The following is a 20,296-nucleotide window of genomic DNA, read 5'->3' as shown; positions in this document are numbered from 1 at the left end:
GGCTAATTCTTTTCTTTGGAGCGTTAAAGATGCTTAATTAGACTGGGCAGCAGTTATAGAGACCAACTCATCCCTTCCTAAAAACTCTCCATTTTCAGTTCTATACCAACTTCGGCTTTTGGGAATCAACAATTCCTCAAAATCTACCAATCCATCCAAATAAATGATTTCACCCTTCTGGGCTAGCTCATCCTGATAAAACTTATAGGCTTCCAGTTGGGCTGTTTCAGGATCAAAGTAAAAATACCAAGTGTCTTTTTCATAGGGTACTCGCACTACCATAAAGGACTTTCCATTAAGCTCTTTTCTTAAGATTTTCTCGTCTACTTGGGTGCCGGGATCCTTGAGCTTCATCGGAAGCCCCCACAAATAGCTGTAATAATTACGAAGCATTAAGGCCCGATCTTTTTCGATTTCCCCCTTAAATACCTGTACTGAATCCCTCCAAACGATAAATTCAAGATCTTCTATGCTATAATGGACTTTATTCAAGGTATTTTGGAAGGAAACCTGATATGACCTGTTCTCTCTAGGTGCAGGCAAACTATCTACAATCAAAAACGTACCTGAGAATTCAGCCCAAACACCATTAGAATCATGGAAGCGGATGGATTTTTCGATCAATTCCGAGGCGGAATCCACTTCTTTTTCTTCCAGTTGACATGAAGAAAAACTTAAAATGAAGAAAATCAGAAATATCTTGCGCATCGTTTTTTTCTCAATTTACCTAATTTGACGAAATGAAATTTAACCTGACTAGAATCGCTCCCACACCCAGCGGTTTTTTACACCTCGGTAATGCCTATTCCTTTCTGCTCACCAAAGCTCTCGCTGAAAAAACTGGTGCTAAAATCCTTCTTCGAATTGATGATTTGGATAGGGAAAGATTTAGGATGGAATACCTGGAAGATATTTTCGAAACTTTGGACTTTTTGGAAATCAACTATGATCTTGGCCCTAAAAATCCAGAAGACTTTTTGGTCAATTGGTCACAGCTTAATCGATTGGAGGCCTACAAAGAAGCTATTGAGAAACTTTGGGAGGCTAAGGCACTTTTTGCCTGTACCTGCTCAAGAAGAAAAATATCAGAATTGAATTCTTCAGGATACTATCTTGGCCACTGTCAAAACCGAAACATTCCTAAAACCCGAAAAGACACTTCATGGAGATTTGATTCCTTTTCCGATGACCTGATTAGCATCTTTGATATTTGGGGAAAGAAAAAAGAGGAAGTTCTCCCAGAGGATGTGGCATTTTCAATAGTAAGGAAAAAAGACGGGCTACCCTCCTATCAGCTTAGCTCTTTGATCGACGACTTAGGCTTTGGCGTAGACATGATAGTGCGAGGTAGTGATTTATACAGTTCTAGTCTTGCTCAGCTTCAAATGGCCGAAAAACTGGGAGTTCATTCGTTTTTAAAAACTGCATTCTATCACCATCAGCTACTCAAAGGCCTAGACGGAAAAAAGCTTTCCAAAAGTGAAGGCGTCTCCTCGATCCAATCTTTAAGAAAGAGCGGGAAAAACCTAAACAACATCTTTGTTATTCTAGGCCAACTTATAAAAAGTCCAGTGCCCATTTCTAATTTTGAAGAGTTCAAAACCTATTTGACGAGTTAAAAAAAGCCTGAGATAAACATCCCAGGCTTGGTCAAATTAGTCGTATTTGGCGGGTATACCTTCCTCCACCATTGAGTTTTGGATGAATTGTCTAATATCTTCATTAGAAGTAGCCAAATCTTCCGCTCTTAGATACATCATGTGTCCGGAGCGATAGCCCTTAAAGCTCATCCTATCTTGCATCTTGCTATTGGGATCAATATGCCACATGCTGTACTTGGCGTTGAAGAAATCTGTGCCTCCGTCATAATAGCCTGATTGTACCATCAAATGCAAGTAAGGATTCTGGCGCATCGCTTGTCCTAAGTCATAGCCCGTCGTTTCATTAGAACGGTCCCAAGGATGTACTGGACCGAATAGATTATAAGTTAAATCAGTTTCAAAGCCTAGTACATTTTTAACATAGTGATTGAAAGCAGGCGCGAAGGCATGGTTCCAACTGGTCAAAGCAGGATCAAAGTCATAGCGCTCTCCTGCTTCCATGCGATCAAATCCTTTATAGCGACTATCCAATCTACCAACTGTCATTCCTTCATCACGAAGCAGTTCCTTCCAAAACAAACTGGTACCGACCATTAAGTTATTCGAAAGGAATACTTCTTTGTCCAAGCCTGAGTAGCGCGCCATCTTTGTTGCCATAGCCTCCATTTCAGTTGCACTTAGACTTCCACCTTTTACCATGGCAGGAAGAGCTTCTTCCACAGCGAATTTCTCCACCTCAGGGATTATTTCATCCAAATCTTTGCCCTGCAAATCTGAAGGAAGTTGACCATGATACCACGCGGTAGCGGCGTAATAAGGGAAGTAATTGGCCATTTTCACTGGCCCACCTCGTTCGATTCCCATATCTGTAGGAGACACCAAAATCACTCCATTGAAATACATCCAATGCGCATTTTGAAGTTGGGAAACCAAGCCCGCTACACGTGTAGTACCATAGCTTTCACCGATCAAATATTTTGGCGAAGCCCATCGGTTCTGACGGGTGACAAATGTATTGACCCAGTCAGCGAGATATTTGATATCAGCATTGATTCCAAAGAAAGTAGATCGTGGAGTTTCTTCATCGAGAATTCGAGAGTACCCAGTGTTGACAGGATCCACATAGACAATGTCCGCCACATCCAATATAGAATGAGGATTGGAGCTGGTGCCATAAGGTTGCAAAGGGTAACCTTCATCATCTATTTTCAAAATCACTGGCCCTGTATATGCTAAGTGCATCCAAATCGAAGCTGAACCCGGTCCTCCATTAAAGGAGATCACCAAAGGTCGCTTGCTTTTATCGCTCACATCAGTTCGCTCATAATACGTATAAAAAAGTGAAGCAATGGGATCACCTTTGTCATCCCAAACCGGTTGAGTACCTGCTGTAGATTTGTAAGGAACACGCTTTCCTTTGATACTTACTTCATGATTTTTTTCCACCTTTGTTTCCACAGGTAGTTTTCTAATTTCTTGGGCCCAAGCCATAGAGAAACAGAAAAACAATAGAAAGGGTAATGTTATTTTTCGCATAGGTTTTGAATTTGATGAAAACTAACTGGTCAAATTTAAATTTCAACCCGATTTTATACTAACGGAATCAATAATTGCTTCCACTCTTACTTTCACTCACCAGTTTGGCAATGACTACCGCCGGATACAAAATGCCTATCGTAGAAAGAAAGGTAGAAAGCATTTTGGACATTACATTGACAGGAAATAAGTCGCCAAAACCGACTGTAGTCAGAGAGACCAAACTGAAATAAATGTAATTGGCATAATCATCATCAATCCCCTCAAGCTCTACATCTCCCCCTATACTGCTTCCAATGGTAAGATTGATGATCTCAAATACGAAAGCACCTAGAATCGCAAGTGATAGATACACATTGACCGCTCCGATTACTCTATAAAAATTCACCTCTCTATCTCTAAATAGAAGCCTAAAGTTAAGCAGGATAAACACTGACATATTGACTATACCCACAATACGCTCCAAAAGATAAAACTCAATAGGAAGCTCACTAAATCTCAAAATTCTTAAGCCCAACTGGGTAAAAAATAAACCTGTGGTGATAAAAATCAGAATACGATTTCTAGATGACCAAATTCCAGTAAAATACAGAAACAAAAAAACCAAATTGGAAAAGATCATATCCACGTGCCCGTAGTCAATCAAAATGGGCAAAACAAAAACAGTAAATAGCAAGACAATCAAAAGAAGGCTAAAACTGATATCAGTTAGCCAGTAGTTTCTAAAGTGTCTAATCAGACGCAAGGCTTTTTGAGGATTTTTACTTTTCTCTTCCATCATATGCTGATCAATCCTTCCATTACTCCTATTGCTTTACCCTTAAGCAAGACCCGATTACCCATTTTTTCTACCTCAAGTGAACCTCCTCTTTTACTGGCTTGATAGGCTTTCAATTTGGACTTTCCGTTACGCTGATTCCAGTAATCCATCAATGCGCAGTGTGCAAACCCTGTCACGGGATCCTCCGGAACGCCCACATTGGGACCAAAAAACCGAGATACGCTATCAAATTCTTTCCCAGCTGCAGTGACAATGAATCCTTCCTCACTATGCTTAGCTATCGCCATAAAATCCGGAATCAGATTTTTGACCGCCTCTTCACTTTCCAATTCAAAAATCCAATTGCGCTTCAATCTAGCAGCTCTCACGATTTTTGTTCCAAAAAGCTCCTCCTTGAAAAATGGATGCCGGTCCTCCTCAGTGGATAGCAAAGGAAAATCCATTTGGATCAGCTCTTTCCCCACTGTGACAATCAATTCTCCACTTAGCGTATGAAAATGGATCTTTTCTCCCTCCTTAGTCCAACCTTTCTTTAGCATCCAATACGAACTCGCCAATGTAGCGTGACCACAAAGATCTATTTCTAAAGTGGGTGTAAACCAGCGCAAATGGAAATGTCCAGGATTTTCCTTAGGGAGCACAAAAGCCGTTTCGCTTAAGTTCATCTCCGTGGCTATTGATTGCATCAACTTGGAGTCAATTTCGCTTTCTAACAAACAAACGGCTGCGGGATTGCCACCAAAAGGTCGATCTGTAAATGCGTCTACTATAGCAATAGGTAATTCCATGGATTAATATCGGTTTTTTAAAATAGTAAAATGATGAATAAAGTGACCCGGAATGATCCAAAAGAGAGCCCGAGGAGTAATCTTGCTGCCATTGGCAGTTCCTAAGTGGTCTAAGGACTCCTTAGGAAGCGTTTGGATAAAGGTCAAAAGAGCCTTTCTCTGAGCTTCAAAATCCTCTAATAGAAGCGCTAAAGAAACGGCTCCAAATTTTGCATTTAAAACATAAGGATCCTGATCAAAGCCGGGAAGAGAGTTTTGATCACCTCTAGAAAAGCAAAGTGCTCGAAAAGTCATGATCCGTTCTGTATCTATAATATGTCCTAACACCTCTTTGGGTGTCCACTTTCCCGGCTGATAAGGAGTATCTGCCCAAGCTTCCGGTTTTTGCTCAAAGAAAAGTCGAAACTCCTCTACTTGACTTTGAATAAGTTCACTGAAATTTTTATTTGGGTTAAGTGAAAGGTAAGAATCGAAATATGGAGAATATTCACCTTTCTGAGGTGGGTAGAAGTCAATCATATAAAACTCTTAAAGCAATTTATTAGTACAGGGATAAATTTAAGATTTAGCATCAAACGAACCTTATTCTGCTTAAAATTTAATTTGTTGTGTTATTTTGCATCAGATCAAAGCTTGCCTTCCTCAAAACATCTCCAATACTCCAAAGAAAGCATTTCTTCACTATCCTATTTTTAAGTTGGGTAGGTCACAAAAGCCTTTCTTCATTCCCTCTAGTTATGGCTTCTTAATTAAATCAATTCTAAATTTTGAGTTGCTTCGAATCAAAGGAGACTATAAAGCGTAATAGTAGTTAACTTGTGTATTCTAAACGGATTGAAAAATGAAACAAAAAGAAATAGTCACTTTGCAGCGATCTTTACTGCATGACACAGAAGCACTACTGAACAAGCAAATCGAGATGGAAGGCAAATCTTCCGCTTACTATTTATCCATGGCCTCTTGGTGCCACATGATGGGTTATGAAAATGCAGCCAAATACCTCTACACCCATGCGGACGAAGAGCGGATGCATATGATGAAAATATTTCAATACGTAAATGAAGCTGGTGGACACGCGATTCAACCAGAGATCACTGGCATCAGAAATCACTTCAATTCACTTCGTGAAATATTTGAGCTGATTCTAGAGCATGAAATCAAAGTCACCAAATCCATCAATAGCATCGTGGATCATGCATTTTCTGCAAAAGATTTTGCCACCTTTAGCTTCATGCAATGGTATGTGACCGAGCAGCGAGAGGAGGAAACCATGTCAAGAAGAGCTTTAGAGCTTTTTGATATCATTGGAGAAGAAGGAATTGGACTTTGGACAATAGATCAAGAATTAGGTAAACTTCATGCCGCCGCACACGCTGCTGATGGAGCTTAAGTAGTTTCCCGGACCTGAAGAAAGGCAACCCAAATCAATGATATGGGTTGCCTTTTGCATTTAAAAAAAGAAATACGCATAGTTTTAAAATCCCAATACTTGGATAATATCTCCATTTCAGAGAATATTCGTAATTTCCAGACCTATGAAAAAACAACGAAATAATTCTTTATATAATCTTCTCCCCCTATTAATATTATTCATCACCCAGAGTTGCCAAGAAAAAACCCAATCTCTAAAAGAAGAACCGACTTTTAAATCATCTTCGACACCACAGCCCACAGAGGAATCTCCCGAAGGAATGGTCTGGATTCCCGGTGGAGAATTTATTATGGGAACGGATGAAAAAGACGCCTATCCTGCCGAAAAACCAGCAGTGAATGTCCAAGTTTCAGGTTTTTGGATGGATACGCATGAAGTAACCAATTCAGAATTTCAAAAATTTGTCGAAGAAACAGGCTATATCACAATAGCTGAACAAAAACCCGACTGGGAAGACCTTAAAAAACAGGTGCCTCCAGGCACTCCAAAACCGGATGATTCCGTCTTGGTGCCCGGATCTATGGTTTTCACCCCTCCTTCATTTCCTGTACCCACTCAAGATATCACCCTCTGGTGGTCATGGGTCGAGGGTGCTTCATGGAAACATCCTGAAGGCCCTGAGAGCAATATAGAAGGTAGAGAAAATCATCCTGTAGTACACATTGCCTATGCAGACGCAGTAGCCTATGCAGAATGGGCTGGAAAAAGATTACCTTCTGAACTGGAATGGGAATTTGCTGCCCGAGGTGGAGTCAAGGGTAAACGTTTCGCTTGGGGAGATGAATTGACTCCGAATGGGACCTATCTAGCAAATACCTTTCAAGGAACTTTTCCTCACGAAAACAAAGTTTCTGACGGTTTTGAAGGAACCTCCCCTGTCAAGACCTATCCACCCAATACGTATGGATTATACGACATGATTGGCAATGTATGGGAATTGACTAGCGATTGGTATGATGCTTTGAAACTGGCTAGACTAGCTGGGGAAGCACCCAAACTCGATGCAGGTATGAACCCCTGCTACAATCCTGAAAATCCTTATGCCCGAGAGCGTGTGATTAAAGGCGGCTCTTATTTATGTGCGGAAAATTACTGTGTCAACTACAGGCCCAGTGCCAGACAAGGGCAAGCTTTCGACTCTGGAACTTCTAATGTAGGGTTTAGGCTCGTTAAAGATCCAAGTCCAAAGGCTTTAAGTTTAGCCGACTCTGAGTAGACAAAAACAACTATTGGAAAAGGTGTAGGCTACAAATAGCCTTTGGTAATCCGCTGAATATACTTTCCTACGATGTCAAATTCTAAATTGACCAAATCCCCTACTTTGAGTTGATGAAAATTGGTATGCTCGTAGGTATAAGGAATGATGGCTACAGAGAAAGCTCCTGGCTTGGAATTGAAACAGGTTAAGCTAGTACCATTGATGGTGATGGAACCTTTCTCTACGGTAACATTACCTTGTTTTTGATCATATTCGATGTCAAAAACCCAAGAACCGTCCTCGTCCGAAATCCCGACTACTTTGCCTACCTGATCTACGTGCCCTTGTACGATATGTCCATCAAAGCGGCCATTAGCAGACATGCAACGCTCTAAATTCACCTTTTTTCCCACTTTCCACTGGGAAAGATTTGTTTTTTTGATGGTCTCATCAATCGCCGTGACTACATAGTCTTCGGGAGTAGTTTTCACTACAGTCAGGCAGACACCATCGTGTGCAAGCGATTGATCTATCTTTAACTCTGAGGCCAATCGAGAGGATAGTGTAAAGTGAACATTACTGCCTTCTTGGTTTATTTTACTGACACTTGCAAAAGATTCTATGATTCCTGTAAACATGATTTTACTTGTATTCTGGCTTTCAATGAGTAAGCAAAAATTGCCGCTTTAGGTTTCAAATAACGTCAAATAATCGGTTATCTTCGACAGAAATTGTACATGAAATGCCCTTATTGAAACTCGAAGACACCTATCTACATAAAGGAAAAAGAAAAGCGCTAGTCGCTGAACTGAGACATAAAGGAATAAAAAGCGAGCGGGTACTCCATGCCATCAATACCCTTCCAAGGCATTTTTTCTTTGATTCTGCTTTGATTTCCCATGCTTATGAGGATAAGGCATTTCCGATCGGAGAAGGTCAAACGATTTCTCAGCCCTATACAGTGGCTTTTCAAACCGAACTGTTGGATATCAAGCCCGATGATAAAGTTTTGGAGATAGGCACGGGTTCAGGATATCAAGCAAGTATCCTTCACCTCCTAGGAGCAGAGGTCTATACCATCGAATACCAAAAGAAGCTTTTTGAAACTACCCAGAAATTTCTGAATCGATTAGGAATTCAAATGAATCTATTCTTTGGCGATGGTACGGAGGGATTAGCCCAATATGCTCCCTATGACAAAATCATCGTCACAGCAGGTGCGCCTGTAGTGCCTGATGCTCTTATAAAACAGTTAAAAGTTGGAGGCATTCTAGTCATTCCGGTAGGTGACAGAATCAGACAGTCCATGGTGCGCATCACCAAAACTTCCACTAGCTCTACTTCTAGGGAGGAGTTTGACGGATTTGCTTTTGTGCCTCTTTTAGGCAAAGAAGGCTGGAGGTAGAGCCGAATTGATCAAAATTATATTTTGATATAAATTCCCTAAAGCCACTAGAGAGAAATTTTATTCTTATTTTTGCAAAAAAACAATCGTATGTCTAAAAAGAAATTTGCAAAAGAGTCTGCTACGATCATGACCGAAATGGTCCTCCCCAATGATACCAATACACTCAATAACTTGATGGGGGGGCGATTGATGCATTGGATGGATATTGTGGCGGCGATTGCAGCTCAGAAGCATTCTAATAGAATCGTGGTTACGGCGGCGGCAGATAGCATTTCTTTCAAGCAGCCCATTAGTTTGGGAAATGTGGTGACGCTTGTCGCAAAGGTAACCCGCGCTTTTAACTCCTCTATGGAGGTATATATAGAGGTTTCCGCAGAAGATATTCCAGCAAGTAAGAAGACCATAACGCACCGTGCGTTTTTCACCTTTGTGGCAGTAGACCAAAATGGCAAACCTATAGAAGTACCCGAAGTAGTGCCAGAAACTGAAGAAGAACTTGAGCTGTTTGACGGAGCCTTAAGAAGAAGACAACTTCGTCTTGTTTTGGCTAAGCGAATGAAACCAGAAGACGCCAAAGAACTCAAATCCATTTTCAATCTGGAAATCACCAAATAAACCAAAAGGGAAGACATAAAATCTTCCCTTTTTTTGGCTTGAGGCAAATTTTTAAGCAATTTTCAGCTATGGAAAAAAGTACCCTAGGTCAACTTCAATATATACTTCCCGAAACAATCTTTCTTTTGGAGGAAGACCTGTCGCAGCTCGCTAATGAATCCCGATCCAATAGCCCACAATTATCTGAATTACAGGATAGTAATCAAAAGAAAGATAACGACAAACTATCGGCAGAAGTAGAAGAGGTTATTCTACCCGATCCTATCAAAGTTCGCGGACAATTCGAAAAGGGAATCCTTATCTTGCATGAAGAAGAAACCCTAAGCGAGGAAGTAATGGAAATGCTGGTCAAAATCCTGCAAGCCGTAGGTCACTCAATGACTTCTGTAGGCATGCTTTCCAGTGTTGAATTAGACGGAAAAAGCCTGGAGGATTTTAAAACCATCAATGCTCATACCGTCTTGAAATTTGGAAGAATTAAACATCCTATCAATTCACTTCCTATTCATAATTATCAGATCCACACGGAGGAAGAAACTGAATATCTTTTTGCAGATGCACTGAGCATCATCGCAGAAGATAAAGAACTCAAAGTAAAACTCTGGACCAATCTAAAAACGCTATTTAATATAGCTTAACCCTGCTTTATGTCACTTACCTCAGAACAAATTACCTGGGCACAACGATTCAAGTGGATCAGTTTGATCGAAGGGCTCTCCTTCTTGATATTACTATTTATTGCGATGCCCTTAAAATATATGTATGACCTGCCTCTTGCGGTGACTTATGTAGGATGGGCCCATGGTTTACTCTTTGTCATTTACATTTATGTAGTCTTTCCGACGGCTTCTACACTGAAGTGGAACTTTAGCCGAACCCTATTTGCCCTAATAGCCTCAGTACTTCCATTTGGGCCGTTTATCTTTCACCGCAATCTCAAAAAAAGCCAGAAAGTGGATTTCTAAATGGCACTCATCAGCAAAAAGAAGCGCGTCTATCCCATCAGTAATGTTCTCAGAGAATATCTTATCCATTATTCCAGAGAAGTGGATATTCCTATTCATTATCATGAGTTGTTGCGGTATTCGAGCTCTATTGCTTTGTATGACTCCAAAGAACAAGACACCCTTTGGGAGACTGTTTTTTATGAGCAATCTGATAGAGAGGAAATCCATCTCAATGTCAAAAAAATTTATGCTTTGCTAAAAGCTGGGGGTGATATGTCTGTCATGGACCATCTCTACGTGGATAGAATAGACCTTTGCATCTATGGCAATACTCAGCCATTCAGAGTCAGAATTGTAAACCGAATCAATGATAATTTCGATTACTTCTACATCAAAAATGCTGATGCTTCCCGCGTCTACGGCTTGGAACTAGAGCACTTGCTCTCTCCTAACCGAATCAGCTACCTAGTCCATCAAAACACCCTGATCGAAGAGCATATTGCGGGCATACCGGGGGATAAATTCATGCGGCTACACATGGAGGATCCTCATATTAACCCCATCCGATTGGCCAAGGAGTTTGTCAAATTTAATGAGCGCTGTTTTGTAAGGCTATTGGGTGATATGCATTCTTCAAACTTTGTCATAGATGTGACTCCGGATTTTGAAGAGACACACTATAGAATCAGAGCCATAGATTTTGATCAGCAGTCTTACGAAGGAAAAAAATCAATTTATTTGCCTCAGTATTTCAAGGAAAACAATGTTTTGATCCATTTGGGGATGAAATACATCACTCCTGAATCCATGAAACAATATCAACATGAGGAGCGAGCTTTGATAGCCACTAGGGTCAAATCCTCACATACAGAAATAGAGGACGTCCTTCAGGCAATGGAAAAGGACGAGATCGCTCCAATGTCAAATATCATCAGCCTTAGAGAGGAGCTTTCCAAACATTATGGTCTAAACAAATTTCAGCATTGTCAAAATATGGGGAATATTTTGAGGGTAAGTTTAGAGCAGGTGCTACGGTAATATTAAAATGAAAAAGTCAACCTTTCATATCTCAAAAATGGATTGTCCCTCAGAGGAAAATCTGATCAGAGTGAAGCTTCAGGGGTATACTGATATTAAAGGCTTGGATTTTGATCTGGATAAAAGAGAACTCCATGTTTACCAAGAACAACTAAATCCAGAAATAGAAAAAGTACTCCAATCATTGCAGCTTGGTAGTCAACACGTCAAAACGGAGGCTGTTTCACATGCCCCTGAAGAAGAACAAGGCCTCCAAAGGAAATTATTATGGACTGTTTTGTTTATCAACTTTTTATTCTTTGTCATAGAAATGATTTTTGGCTGGATATCTGGGTCTATGGGGCTCATAGCGGATAGCTTGGACATGCTGGCCGATTCCTTTGTGTATGGAATCAGCCTACTTGCCGTCGGGGCAGCGGTCAGCAGGCAAAAAAAAGTAGCGGGAATAGCAGGGATTTTCCAATTAACATTGGCTATACTGGGCTTTTTTGAAGTAGTCAGACGTTTTATAGAAATGGATGAATCACCAGATTATCAGCTCATGATTACAGTTTCTATTTTTGCTCTTCTTGCCAATGCCCTTTGCCTATACCTTCTCCAAAAATCCAAAAGTCAAGCTGCGCACATGAAGGCAAGTATGATTTTTACTTCAAATGACATCATTATCAACTGTGGAGTAATCTTGGCTGGACTTTTGGTCTTATGGCTAGACTCCTCATTACCCGACCTTATTATCGGTGCAATTGTATTTGGACTAGTCCTTCAGGGAGCAATAAGGATACTAAGGCTGTCCAAATAAATTTGATATTTCTATATTTTACTTTTGTCACTATAATAATGTCATTCAAATACAAATAGTAGGAGATAATATTTAGAAAAAAATAATAAATACAGAGACGAATAAAAATTGGTAAATTCCAATTTTAAATAGTTTAAAACATATATTTTTGCAAAAGCAATTCTTTAAAGAAACCTTAACCGTGTATAAACTCAGCGAGATCGTATTTGTAGATGATGATGCCATTGTAAAAATGGTAGGTGTAAAAATTCTGAAAAATATTGGTTACGATGGCCCCATTTCACAATTTGGAAATGGAAAAGAAGCTTTGGATGAAATCCGTGAAAGAACTGAAGCTATGGATATCAAATCAATTGATCAACCCATCCTTCTTTTGTTGGACATTAACATGCCCGTAATGGATTCCTGGGGATTTCTGGAGGAATTCAGTCAGCTCCCCGAGGAAGTTCGAGAGAAATTTTTCATTGCAATTATCACGAGTTCCATAAGCCCACAAGACAAGGATCAAGCACTCTCCTATTCAGATGTAAAGGATTACATTCAAAAGCCTATCTCTCCTAAATACATGTCTGATTTTCTCAAAGAGCATGGATTAGTGGAAGACTGATACTACCATTTTTTCAATTCTTGATAAACGAGGTGCAGCGGAAGTCCCATCACGGTAAAGTAAGAACCTTCTATTTTTGAGACACCTATGTATCCAATCCATTCTTGTACCCCGTAAGCACCAGCTTTATCAAAAGGTTGATATTTTTTGATGTAATGCCAGATTTCATCCTCTTCTAAAAAGCGAAAGGTTACCTCTACTTCATCCTCCAAGGTAGTTCTCTTGTCATTACTCATCAGCGTGACAGCAGTCATCACTTTGTGTGTAGTTCCTGAGAGGCTCTTGATCATGTCAAAGGCCTCCTGTTCAGAATTAGGCTTGCCCAATGCATGTCCATTTTGAATTACTACCGTATCGGAAGTGATCAAAATCTCATCGTCTGCCAAGGGGTCTGGGAAAGATTCTGCTTTTAGTTTAGAGAGATAAGCGGCTATGTATTCTACCTGTAAGTCACTTGGAAAAGCTTCATCAATAGAATGCACGCGAACCTCAAAATCAATCTCAAGACCTTTAAGCAATTCCCTTCTCCTGGGTGAATTAGATGCTAAAATAATTTTTTTTGATTTTAGTTTATTCAAAAAATGCGTCATAATTATATTCAAATTCCTCTTGATCAATACTTGCAAAAACTAGTCCGCTGAGTGCTTTGGGATAGAAATAAGTTGATTTTTGAGGCATAAGTAGGCCGGATTTACAAACATCCAAAACTTGAGACATTTCAAGTTCTCGAGTGATAATGGCGAAACTCGCTTTCCCTGATTGGACCTCTCTGAGACATTTAGAGAAATTTCGTTCATACACCAAATTCTCTTTGCTTCGCTGCTCTTTGATAGGAATTTCTAAAATTTGGTGAAAGAGCACTTCATGTAAAAGCACCAAATCGAGCTTTCGCAATGCTTCTGGCATGTCTCTATTGATAGAGTCATACAATTCCTGCTTCAGCTCGATCAAATATCCCTCCTCTCCTATTAATAAACCAAATTTTCGCACTCTTCTAAAAGTATAAGTTCCCAATTCTTCTGGGTCCGAAAAAGGCTTAATTTCAAACCACTGCCTTAATTTTTCAAAAAGCTGGGCTTGACTCAGCTGAAGTCCATAAAATAAGCGATGCGTAGGGAGAATTTTTAAATCATCTGAAGCTGCATTAGTCAAATACATTAAATGATATTCATGTGCTTTCCATCTTTTATCTTCAAACTGCCCTCGCATACGCTTACGGTAGGCTATGGCACCTTCGATCCTATGATGACCATCTGCCAAAATTATTTGCTTTCGAGCGATCACCATCAGAAATTTTCGAATGACCTTGGCATCGTGTATCACAGAAAGTACTTCTCTTACTCCCTGATAATCTTCTACTTCATAGATTGGAGAAGCCATTGAAGCATCCATATACTGCTCCAATTGAAAATCTTCATCTTCATATAGACCATGAGTTGGGCTTGCTTGAATTTTAGTAGCAGCTAATAAATCTACCCGATCGGTTACCGCCGATACAATGGTATTTTCATGCCTCAAAATTTCTCCTTCCTCCCAATTGTAGGCTTTAATTTGTGCTATAAATCCTTTTCTACAGCGTTCTTTCTCCTCTCCGGGAAGTCGGAAATATTGGTAATAAACATAAATACCCGGTATCAAGTCTTGCTTTATAATTCCCTTTCCCTTCCATTCGATCAGTGTATTTTTTGCATTTTCAATGGGATCAGGGCCTTTGGGAACGGATAGATGAATGGCATTGAGCGAGTTTTTGTAAAGCTCTTCCCGCTGCTGGGAGGAAACCACATCAAATAAAGGAGCGGTAAGTGCCTCTATATTTTCTTTATAATTATCCGCATACCTCCATGCTTTCAAAGGTAAAATCTCAGCCATATCCTATTTTAACCGACTTCTCCAATTTCCTTTTGTGGTGATTTCAGGCTGAATGTTTTCCTTGACTGACACAGCAGTATCTTTTTGGAAAAACTCAACAGCCAAAGCCACCATCAATTGCTCTTCTTCTTCAGAGAGTCCATCATCTAAGAGTTCGGGCTTAAAATATCGCTCTACAAATTTAGTGTCAAACTGCCCTGATTTAAAGGCTTCATGGCCTAAAGCAAACTTGCAGAATCCCAATGTAGTCTGAATACCAGTGATTTTATATTCATCTATTGCCCGGATCATTCTATCGATAGCTTCTTGGCGAGTTTCGGCATAAGTGATCAGTTTGGAGATCATGGGATCATAATAGATCGGGATATCCATACCTTCCTCAAATCCGTCATCTACCCTAATTCCCGGACCCTGTGGTCTGACATAGGTGCTTAACTTACCGATATCTGGAAGAAAGTTGTTACGAGGATCTTCTGCATAGACCCGAACTTCCACCGAGTGACCTTGAATCTTTAAGTCCTCCTGCTTGAAATCAAGAGATTGTCCCTCAGCTACCCTAATTTGCTCTTTTACCAGATCTTTACCCGTGATCATCTCTGTAACCGGATGTTCTACCTGAAGTCTAGTGTTCATTTCGAGAAAGTAAAAATTGAGCTTCTCGTCAACAATAAACTCCACTGTACCAGCCCCATAATAATTGCAGGCCTTAGCTACCCCCACCGCAGCATTTCCCATTGCTTCTCTAAGTTCGGGAGTAACTACAGCAGACGGCGCTTCTTCAATAACTTTTTGATGCCTTCTCTGAATAGAACATTCTCGCTCAAATAAATAAACAGTATTGCCTTGCTGATCTCCTAAAATCTGAATCTCAATATGGCGTGGGGATGTAATAAATTTTTCAATAAAAACTGCTCCATCTCCGAAGGCAGATTCTGCTTCACTAACAGCACGCTGCATTTGCTCTTCAAAATCCACTTCTGATTCTACTATTCGCATCCCTTTTCCTCCTCCCCCTGCACTGGCCTTGATCAATATGGGATATCCGATTTCTGCAGCCTTTTCCTTTGCAAAGGCAATGTCTGTGATGGCTTTTTCCATACCCGGCACCATAGGAATATCGTATTTGGAAACTGCCTGCTTGGCAGCAAGCTTACTCCCCATGACTTCAATAGACTCAGGTGAAGGCCCTACAAATATAATTCCTGCATCAGAGACCTTTCTAGCAAAATCCGCATTTTCAGACAAAAATCCATAGCCGGGATGGATAGCATCTACTGCCAAATCCTTGCAAGTCTGAATAATTTTTTCTCCCAATAAATAGGATTGATTTGATGGAGGTGGTCCAAGGCAAACTGCTTCATCCGCATACTTGACATGTGGAGATAAACGATCTGCTTCCGAATAAACCGCTACGGTCTTGATGCCCATTTCCCGGGCTGAACGCATAATTCTAAGAGCTATTTCTCCTCGATTAGCGACCAAAAGTTTTTTAATTTTAGGCATATTCTCCTCTTATTATTTGGGCTTTTATAAAGACAGTAGCGAAGTAAGGAAAATATTTTGAGGAATGTTAAGAAAAGGCCCTCTCAGGCTGGGATTTTTGCTTGGTAGGTATATTAGTTTTATTTTTGGCGAATTTTAATGGTTAATTCATTAGAAATTAAACTTAAATCGATACGCTTTGGATCTATTTGCAAAATTAAAAACCAACATGGGCCCACTCGGAAAACATTCTCAGTTTTCTGATGGCTATTACATGTTCCCGAAACTCGAAGGTGAAATCGCCCCACGGATGAAGTTTCAGGGTAGAGAAGTACTTACTTGGTCTCTCAATAATTATTTGGGACTAGCCAATCATCCCGAAGTCCGAAAAACAGACGCTGAAGCTGCTGCCAAATGGGGTGCAGCATATCCTATGGGTGCCAGAATGATGTCAGGACAAACAAGTCTTCACGAGCAGTTGGAAGACGAACTTGCTGAATTTGTAGGCAAAGAGAAAGCTTATCTCCTCAACTACGGGTATCAGGGCATCATGTCGGTCATCGATGCATTACTTGACAGAAAGGATGTAGTCGTCTATGACTCAGAATGCCATGCGTGTATTATAGATGCACTTCGCATGCACATAGGTAAGCGCTATGTGTTTCCCCACAATGATATCGAAAACTGCGAGAAACAATTAGAACGAGCAACCAAACTTGCAGCTGAAACTGGAGGTGGTATTTTGGTGATTACCGAAGGAGTATTCGGAATGACCGGAGACCAAGGAAAGCTCAAAGAAATCTCCGAACTCAAGAAAAAATTCGAATTCAGGCTTTTAGTAGACGATGCGCATGGCTTTGGAACCTTAGGTAAAACCGGTGCCGGTACACATGAAGAGCAAAACGTCATCGAAGAAGTGGATCTTTACTTCTCCACTTTTGCCAAATCCATGGCTTCCATCGGAGCATTTGTAGCAGGAGAAGAAAAAGTAATTCATTATCTCCGATTCAACATGCGTTCTCAGATTTTTGCCAAGTCACTTCCAATGCTACTGGTAGAAGGAGCTAGGAAGCGATTGGAGCTTCTGAAAACACAACCTGAATTGAAGGCAAATCTCTGGAAAATCGTCAATGCGCTTCGAAATGGCCTACATGAAAATGGATTTAGCACCGGACAATCAAATTCACCGGTGACCCCAGTAGTTTTAAATGGAACCGTAGGAGAAGCAGCAGCACTTTCTTATGATTTGAGAGAGAATTATAATATTTTCTGCTCAGTGGTCATCTATCCTGTAGTCCCTAAAGGCATGATTATCTTGAGGTTAATACCTACAGCAGTACATACGCTAGAAGATGTCAAAGAAACTTTGGACGCTTTTGCTGCTATCAAAGAGAAGTTAACAAATGGAGAGTATAGAAATTCTGAGATCGCTGTTTCTTTTGGAGAATAAAAAATTTTTCAAAAAAAAGGCCCTCAGGATTGAATTAGCAAGTATTTAGGCTATATTGGATTCAAATAAACTTATCATCAACCTTAAAAACACACTTTTACTATGAGCAAATTTAGTGAAGTCAAAGATCTTGTAATGGGCTTAGAGGCCGATTTCGAAAAATTCTACGAAAAAGGCAATCAAGCTGCAGGTACCCGAGTAAGAAAAGGAATGCAAGACTTGAAAAACATGGCGCAGGACATCCGTAAGGAAGTTCAGGACATGAAAAATGCAGCCGGTTGATCTATCACAAAAATAAAAGGTGGCCAAAAGCCACCTTTTTTATTTGAATATCAATCAAGGAAATAAAGTGGAGTCTAAAACTCCACTTTATTATTTTCACGCTCAAGGTCTGCCATACGTCCACTAGGATCTATTTCCACAGACTTAATCGTGTCAAAACTTTTAGAAACAGTGAAGGTTTTGCTCAAATTGGTCCAAGGCCAATCTTCTGTAAGCAATCGTTCAGGCATTCCACTTTCATTGTTCTTTTCCCCTCTCATAATCACCAAAGGCAAATAAATTTGCTCCTGACTACCATCCTTATAAGTCACCACCACATCGAGAGGCATAGGCATTAATCCTATACGCTCTAAAGTAATGGATGTACCCGATCCATCAGCTTTCACTTCTTTAATTCCGTAATCAATCGTTTTGGTTGAGTTTACGAAATATTCCTTATACCAATCCAACTCTAAACCACTCTCCTTCTCCATGATGCGAATGAGATCATTGACATTAGGATGCTTGAATTTCCAAGTATTAAAATACCGGAGCAAACCCCTATCCCTCACTTCGGCCCCTATTACATAACCCAACTGCTCCATAAATACAGCGCCTTTAGAATAAGCAGCGGAGCCATAGGCACGATTAGTATGATAATGATCCGAATGTGTAGTCATGGGCTCTTCCACACCTGATTTAGCCAAGCTATAATATCCTCTATAAGATCCAGCGTGAACATTATTCCCGTTTCCTCTTCCCATGATAGCACTCATTGTTAGATTAGAAGCATAGCTTGTAAATCCTTCATCCATCCATGGGTAAAGTGATTCATTGGTCGCCAAGACACCATGATACCAGCTATGAGCTAATTCATGCACCATCACTCCCACCAAACTCGGAAGGCTTCTTTCACCGGTAATTAAAGTAGACATAGCATATTCCATTCCTCCATCTCCACCTTGTACTACAGAGTACTGCTTGTATGGATACTGACCAAAATGCTCTGACATATAGGCAATGGCTTTAGGAGTATATTCTTTTAATTTCTCCCAGTTTTCAGAGGTCTTTTCACCTGGAATAAAGAAGTGGTGAACAGTGATTCCATTTTCCATTTCTACCCTATCATGCTGATACTTGTCATCTGCGCCCCACATAAAGTCGTGAACCATAGGTGCTTTGAAGTGCCATGTTAATGTTTCACCTACAGGATTTGGAACCGTCACACCAGCATCTTCATAGCCATGTCCAATCTCATTGGGATTCTGAAGGTAACCTGTACCCCCGATGGTATAATTTTTATCAATTGTGATTTTCACATCAAAATCACCCCATATACCATAAAACTCTCTGCCTATGTAGGGGTTGGCATGCCATCCTTGCTCATCATAATTGGCCAATTTAGGATACCACTGAGACATGGAGTAGCGTACACCTTCATCAGAATCTCTTCCGGATCTTCGGATCTGTACAGGTACCTGACCATCAAATTCTAGTGTCAACGTGACCTGAGAATTAGGCAAAATAGGTTCGGGAAGCTTAACTTCTAAGATGGTTCCTACCTCTTCGGATTGGGCTTCCTTTCCATTAACTTTTAGATTTTTAATATGGAGATAGCCAATTTCTTCCGGACTCAATTTGGAAATTCTATCTCCCACTCTACGATCGGGGTCAGCGATGGTCCTAGATCTAACGTCCATCATACTACCCGGCTGGAAAGCATTGTAATACAAATGATAAAAAACGTGCGTAAGGGTGTCCGGGGAATTATTGGTATACAGTAATTCTTGGGTTCCAGTGTATTGATTGGTCTCTACATCCATGGAAACCTCCATTTTGTAATCCACCGCTTGCTGAAACCGGCCCGTCTGCCCCATCACCTGCCAACTGCCCACTAAACAAAGAAGAAGCCCCGCTAAAGGCTTCGGAAACTTATATTTCATATGATTATAATTTGTTTTTCAATTGATTTTTGAAATCTAATTTGGCCGATACACTAGCTCAAATTCGCTCGACTTAAATTTTTTGATAAAGAAAATGAAAAAGGAAACATAGCCCAAACCACCAATCAAATTTTGGGTATCATTATTACACTCAAGTTTATAAATTTCCACTGACGTAAAAGATGCTGAAGTATCAATCTCTTTTTATTTATTATGATTATCCGCAATCATGCCAGTATGGGTAAATTGAAGCAATAATGAGTCTGTCAAAGAGTTTTTGACCGAAGTATCTTCTGTTTAGCTTGTAACAAAACTCATCCAGATAGTTCTGCATCATTCGTTCGCTGATCATATGGTATGTCTGCAGGTGTTTCTTTAAGTTACTGATGGCAATATGAACCCATTTGAGGTTAAAATTGCCTTCTTGTGTACCAGAGATTTCTCTGACATGAACATCAATACAATCACTCAGGTCTGAGAAGGTGGTACTTTTATCTGTTTGAAGCACAGCGTTTGAATCAATGTAATCCTTGATTAAATG

The 20,296-nt window shown here is 40.2% G+C and carries 23 protein-coding genes; 12 read left to right on the top strand and 11 right to left on the bottom strand.

From position 1 onward, the window contains the following. Positions 1-33: 33 nt before the first annotated feature. Entirely contained in the window at positions 34-708 is a 675-nt protein-coding gene (locus tag BLQ57_RS15855) for a DUF6503 family protein (protein WP_087940546.1), read from the bottom strand. A 32-nt stretch (positions 709-740) separates the two neighbouring features. Between BLQ57_RS15855 and BLQ57_RS15850 the strand changes: the two genes are divergently transcribed. Continuing rightward, the gene (locus tag BLQ57_RS15850; RefSeq protein WP_087940547.1) at positions 741-1,619 is read left to right on the top strand and encodes a glutamate--tRNA ligase family protein; all 879 of its coding nucleotides are present in this window, start codon (positions 741-743) and stop codon (positions 1,617-1,619) included. Positions 1,620-1,655: 36 nt separating this feature from the next. Here the strand turns inward: BLQ57_RS15850 and BLQ57_RS15845 are convergent, their stop codons facing one another. From BLQ57_RS15845 to BLQ57_RS15830, 4 genes are all read right to left on the bottom strand, one after another. After that, entirely contained in the window at positions 1,656-3,137 is a 1,482-nt protein-coding gene (locus BLQ57_RS15845; protein WP_087940548.1) for a S10 family peptidase, read from the bottom strand. Between the two features lie 67 nt (positions 3,138-3,204). Beyond that, positions 3,205-3,918, bottom strand: coding sequence for a potassium channel family protein (locus BLQ57_RS15840; RefSeq protein WP_087940549.1), 714 nt, complete (start codon positions 3,916-3,918; stop codon positions 3,205-3,207). After that, positions 3,915-4,706, bottom strand: a complete 792-nt coding sequence (locus BLQ57_RS15835; RefSeq protein WP_087940550.1) for a PhzF family phenazine biosynthesis protein — start codon at positions 4,704-4,706, stop codon at positions 3,915-3,917. Before BLQ57_RS15835 ends, BLQ57_RS15840 begins: the two co-directional genes overlap by 4 nt. Before the next feature lie 3 nt (positions 4,707-4,709). Continuing rightward, positions 4,710-5,225: a DinB family protein gene (locus BLQ57_RS15830; RefSeq protein ID WP_087940551.1), complete on the bottom strand. Its 516-nt coding sequence runs from the start codon at positions 5,223-5,225 to the stop codon at positions 4,710-4,712. A 322-nt stretch (positions 5,226-5,547) separates the two neighbouring features. Here BLQ57_RS15830 and BLQ57_RS15820 point away from each other — a divergent pair, with 322 nt between their 5' ends. Both BLQ57_RS15820 and BLQ57_RS15815 read left to right on the top strand, forming a co-directional pair. Next, entirely contained in the window at positions 5,548-6,096 is a 549-nt protein-coding gene (locus BLQ57_RS15820; RefSeq protein WP_087940553.1) for a ferritin, read from the top strand. 145 nt (positions 6,097-6,241) lie between these two features. Then, the gene (locus BLQ57_RS15815; RefSeq protein ID WP_087940554.1) at positions 6,242-7,354 is read left to right on the top strand and encodes a formylglycine-generating enzyme family protein; all 1,113 of its coding nucleotides are present in this window, start codon (positions 6,242-6,244) and stop codon (positions 7,352-7,354) included. A 29-nt stretch (positions 7,355-7,383) separates the two neighbouring features. On the opposite strand, the gene BLQ57_RS15810 is transcribed toward BLQ57_RS15815, so the two are convergent. Further along, the gene (locus tag BLQ57_RS15810; RefSeq protein ID WP_087940555.1) at positions 7,384-7,974 is read right to left on the bottom strand and encodes a riboflavin synthase; all 591 of its coding nucleotides are present in this window, start codon (positions 7,972-7,974) and stop codon (positions 7,384-7,386) included. 104 nt (positions 7,975-8,078) lie between these two features. On the opposite strand from BLQ57_RS15810, the gene BLQ57_RS15805 reads away from it, so the two are divergent. The 7 genes from BLQ57_RS15805 (at position 8,079) to BLQ57_RS15775 (ending at position 12,750) form a co-directional block, all read left to right on the top strand. Beyond that, the gene (locus BLQ57_RS15805) at positions 8,079-8,741 is read left to right on the top strand and encodes a protein-L-isoaspartate(D-aspartate) O-methyltransferase (protein ID WP_087940556.1); all 663 of its coding nucleotides are present in this window, start codon (positions 8,079-8,081) and stop codon (positions 8,739-8,741) included. Between the two features lie 90 nt (positions 8,742-8,831). Next, the gene (locus tag BLQ57_RS15800) at positions 8,832-9,359 is read left to right on the top strand and encodes an acyl-CoA thioesterase (protein WP_087940557.1); all 528 of its coding nucleotides are present in this window, start codon (positions 8,832-8,834) and stop codon (positions 9,357-9,359) included. A gap of 68 nt (positions 9,360-9,427) precedes the next feature. Beyond that, positions 9,428-9,997 (top strand): hypothetical protein, encoded by a 570-nt coding sequence (locus BLQ57_RS15795; protein WP_087940558.1) that lies wholly within the window; start codon positions 9,428-9,430, stop codon positions 9,995-9,997. 9 nt (positions 9,998-10,006) lie between these two features. Next, positions 10,007-10,324 carry a DUF3817 domain-containing protein gene (locus tag BLQ57_RS15790; RefSeq protein ID WP_087940559.1) on the top strand — a complete coding sequence of 106 codons (318 nt, stop codon included), beginning with the start codon at positions 10,007-10,009 and terminating at the stop codon, positions 10,322-10,324. Next, positions 10,325-11,344 carry a hypothetical protein gene (locus BLQ57_RS15785; protein ID WP_087940560.1) on the top strand — a complete coding sequence of 340 codons (1,020 nt, stop codon included), beginning with the start codon at positions 10,325-10,327 and terminating at the stop codon, positions 11,342-11,344. 7 nt (positions 11,345-11,351) lie between these two features. After that, positions 11,352-12,143 (top strand): cation efflux transmembrane domain-containing protein, encoded by a 792-nt coding sequence (locus BLQ57_RS15780; RefSeq protein WP_087940561.1) that lies wholly within the window; start codon positions 11,352-11,354, stop codon positions 12,141-12,143. Positions 12,144-12,291: 148 nt separating this feature from the next. After that, the gene (locus BLQ57_RS15775) at positions 12,292-12,750 is read left to right on the top strand and encodes a response regulator (protein WP_087940562.1); all 459 of its coding nucleotides are present in this window, start codon (positions 12,292-12,294) and stop codon (positions 12,748-12,750) included. Between the two features lie 2 nt (positions 12,751-12,752). Here BLQ57_RS15775 and BLQ57_RS15770 read toward each other — a convergent pair whose 3' ends face one another. The 3 genes from BLQ57_RS15770 to accC are packed head-to-tail and all read right to left on the bottom strand — an operon-like array spanning position 12,753 to position 16,122. Beyond that, positions 12,753-13,340, bottom strand: coding sequence for a Maf family nucleotide pyrophosphatase (locus tag BLQ57_RS15770; protein ID WP_087940563.1), 588 nt, complete (start codon positions 13,338-13,340; stop codon positions 12,753-12,755). After that, positions 13,321-14,619, bottom strand: coding sequence for a DUF1015 domain-containing protein (locus tag BLQ57_RS15765; protein WP_087940564.1), 1,299 nt, complete (start codon positions 14,617-14,619; stop codon positions 13,321-13,323). Before BLQ57_RS15765 ends, BLQ57_RS15770 begins: the two co-directional genes overlap by 20 nt. A 3-nt stretch (positions 14,620-14,622) precedes the next feature. Beyond that, positions 14,623-16,122, bottom strand: coding sequence for an acetyl-CoA carboxylase biotin carboxylase subunit (accC, locus tag BLQ57_RS15760; protein WP_087940565.1), 1,500 nt, complete (start codon positions 16,120-16,122; stop codon positions 14,623-14,625). A 178-nt stretch (positions 16,123-16,300) separates the two neighbouring features. Between accC and BLQ57_RS15755 the strand changes: the two genes are divergently transcribed. Further along, positions 16,301-17,551, top strand: a complete 1,251-nt coding sequence (locus BLQ57_RS15755; RefSeq protein WP_087940566.1) for an aminotransferase class I/II-fold pyridoxal phosphate-dependent enzyme — start codon at positions 16,301-16,303, stop codon at positions 17,549-17,551. 102 nt (positions 17,552-17,653) lie between these two features. Next, a complete protein-coding gene (locus tag BLQ57_RS15750; protein ID WP_087940567.1) occupies positions 17,654-17,833 on the top strand; it encodes a histone H1 in 180 nt (59 codons plus the stop codon). A gap of 74 nt (positions 17,834-17,907) precedes the next feature. Here BLQ57_RS15750 and BLQ57_RS15745 read toward each other — a convergent pair whose 3' ends face one another. Both BLQ57_RS15745 and BLQ57_RS15740 read right to left on the bottom strand, forming a co-directional pair. Next, positions 17,908-19,755, bottom strand: a complete 1,848-nt coding sequence (locus BLQ57_RS15745; RefSeq protein ID WP_394331275.1) for a M1 family metallopeptidase — start codon at positions 19,753-19,755, stop codon at positions 17,908-17,910. A gap of 217 nt (positions 19,756-19,972) precedes the next feature. Then, positions 19,973-20,296 (bottom strand): transposase (locus BLQ57_RS15740; RefSeq protein ID WP_139162762.1); only part of this gene is annotated, 324 nt, incomplete at its 5' end.

Source organism: Algoriphagus faecimaris (assembly GCF_900101705.1).
Classification (GTDB): Bacteria; Bacteroidota; Bacteroidia; order Cytophagales; family Cyclobacteriaceae; genus Algoriphagus; species Algoriphagus faecimaris.
Note: the sequence above shows the minus strand (reverse complement) of the source record. Positions and strands in the feature narration are given on the sequence as shown.

What these genes read in the sequence shown, in the direction of transcription:
- BLQ57_RS15765 (WP_087940564.1), bottom strand. Translation starts at nt 14,619, where the DNA reads ATGGCTGAGATTTTACCTTTGAAAGCATGGAGGTATGCGGATAATTAT.
- BLQ57_RS15840 (WP_087940549.1), bottom strand. Translation starts at nt 3,918, where the DNA reads ATGATGGAAGAGAAAAGTAAAAATCCTCAAAAAGCCTTGCGTCTGATT.
- BLQ57_RS15850 (WP_087940547.1), top strand. Translation starts at nt 741, where the DNA reads ATGAAATTTAACCTGACTAGAATCGCTCCCACACCCAGCGGTTTTTTA.
- BLQ57_RS15820 (WP_087940553.1), top strand. Translation starts at nt 5,548, where the DNA reads ATGAAACAAAAAGAAATAGTCACTTTGCAGCGATCTTTACTGCATGAC.
- BLQ57_RS15770 (WP_087940563.1), bottom strand. Translation starts at nt 13,340, where the DNA reads ATGACGCATTTTTTGAATAAACTAAAATCAAAAAAAATTATTTTAGCA.
- BLQ57_RS15835 (WP_087940550.1), bottom strand. Translation starts at nt 4,706, where the DNA reads ATGGAATTACCTATTGCTATAGTAGACGCATTTACAGATCGACCTTTT.
- BLQ57_RS15780 (WP_087940561.1), top strand. Translation starts at nt 11,352, where the DNA reads ATGAAAAAGTCAACCTTTCATATCTCAAAAATGGATTGTCCCTCAGAG.
- BLQ57_RS15810 (WP_087940555.1), bottom strand. Translation starts at nt 7,974, where the DNA reads ATGTTTACAGGAATCATAGAATCTTTTGCAAGTGTCAGTAAAATAAAC.
- BLQ57_RS15790 (WP_087940559.1), top strand. Translation starts at nt 10,007, where the DNA reads ATGTCACTTACCTCAGAACAAATTACCTGGGCACAACGATTCAAGTGG.
- BLQ57_RS15785 (WP_087940560.1), top strand. Translation starts at nt 10,325, where the DNA reads ATGGCACTCATCAGCAAAAAGAAGCGCGTCTATCCCATCAGTAATGTT.
- BLQ57_RS15795 (WP_087940558.1), top strand. Translation starts at nt 9,428, where the DNA reads ATGGAAAAAAGTACCCTAGGTCAACTTCAATATATACTTCCCGAAACA.
- BLQ57_RS15805 (WP_087940556.1), top strand. Translation starts at nt 8,079, where the DNA reads ATGCCCTTATTGAAACTCGAAGACACCTATCTACATAAAGGAAAAAGA.
- BLQ57_RS15855 (WP_087940546.1), bottom strand. Translation starts at nt 708, where the DNA reads ATGCGCAAGATATTTCTGATTTTCTTCATTTTAAGTTTTTCTTCATGT.
- BLQ57_RS15830 (WP_087940551.1), bottom strand. Translation starts at nt 5,225, where the DNA reads ATGATTGACTTCTACCCACCTCAGAAAGGTGAATATTCTCCATATTTC.
- BLQ57_RS15800 (WP_087940557.1), top strand. Translation starts at nt 8,832, where the DNA reads ATGTCTAAAAAGAAATTTGCAAAAGAGTCTGCTACGATCATGACCGAA.
- BLQ57_RS15815 (WP_087940554.1), top strand. Translation starts at nt 6,242, where the DNA reads ATGAAAAAACAACGAAATAATTCTTTATATAATCTTCTCCCCCTATTA.
- BLQ57_RS15845 (WP_087940548.1), bottom strand. Translation starts at nt 3,137, where the DNA reads ATGCGAAAAATAACATTACCCTTTCTATTGTTTTTCTGTTTCTCTATG.
- BLQ57_RS15745 (WP_394331275.1), bottom strand. Translation starts at nt 19,755, where the DNA reads ATGAAATATAAGTTTCCGAAGCCTTTAGCGGGGCTTCTTCTTTGTTTA.
- BLQ57_RS15750 (WP_087940567.1), top strand. Translation starts at nt 17,654, where the DNA reads ATGAGCAAATTTAGTGAAGTCAAAGATCTTGTAATGGGCTTAGAGGCC.
- accC (WP_087940565.1), bottom strand. Translation starts at nt 16,122, where the DNA reads ATGCCTAAAATTAAAAAACTTTTGGTCGCTAATCGAGGAGAAATAGCT.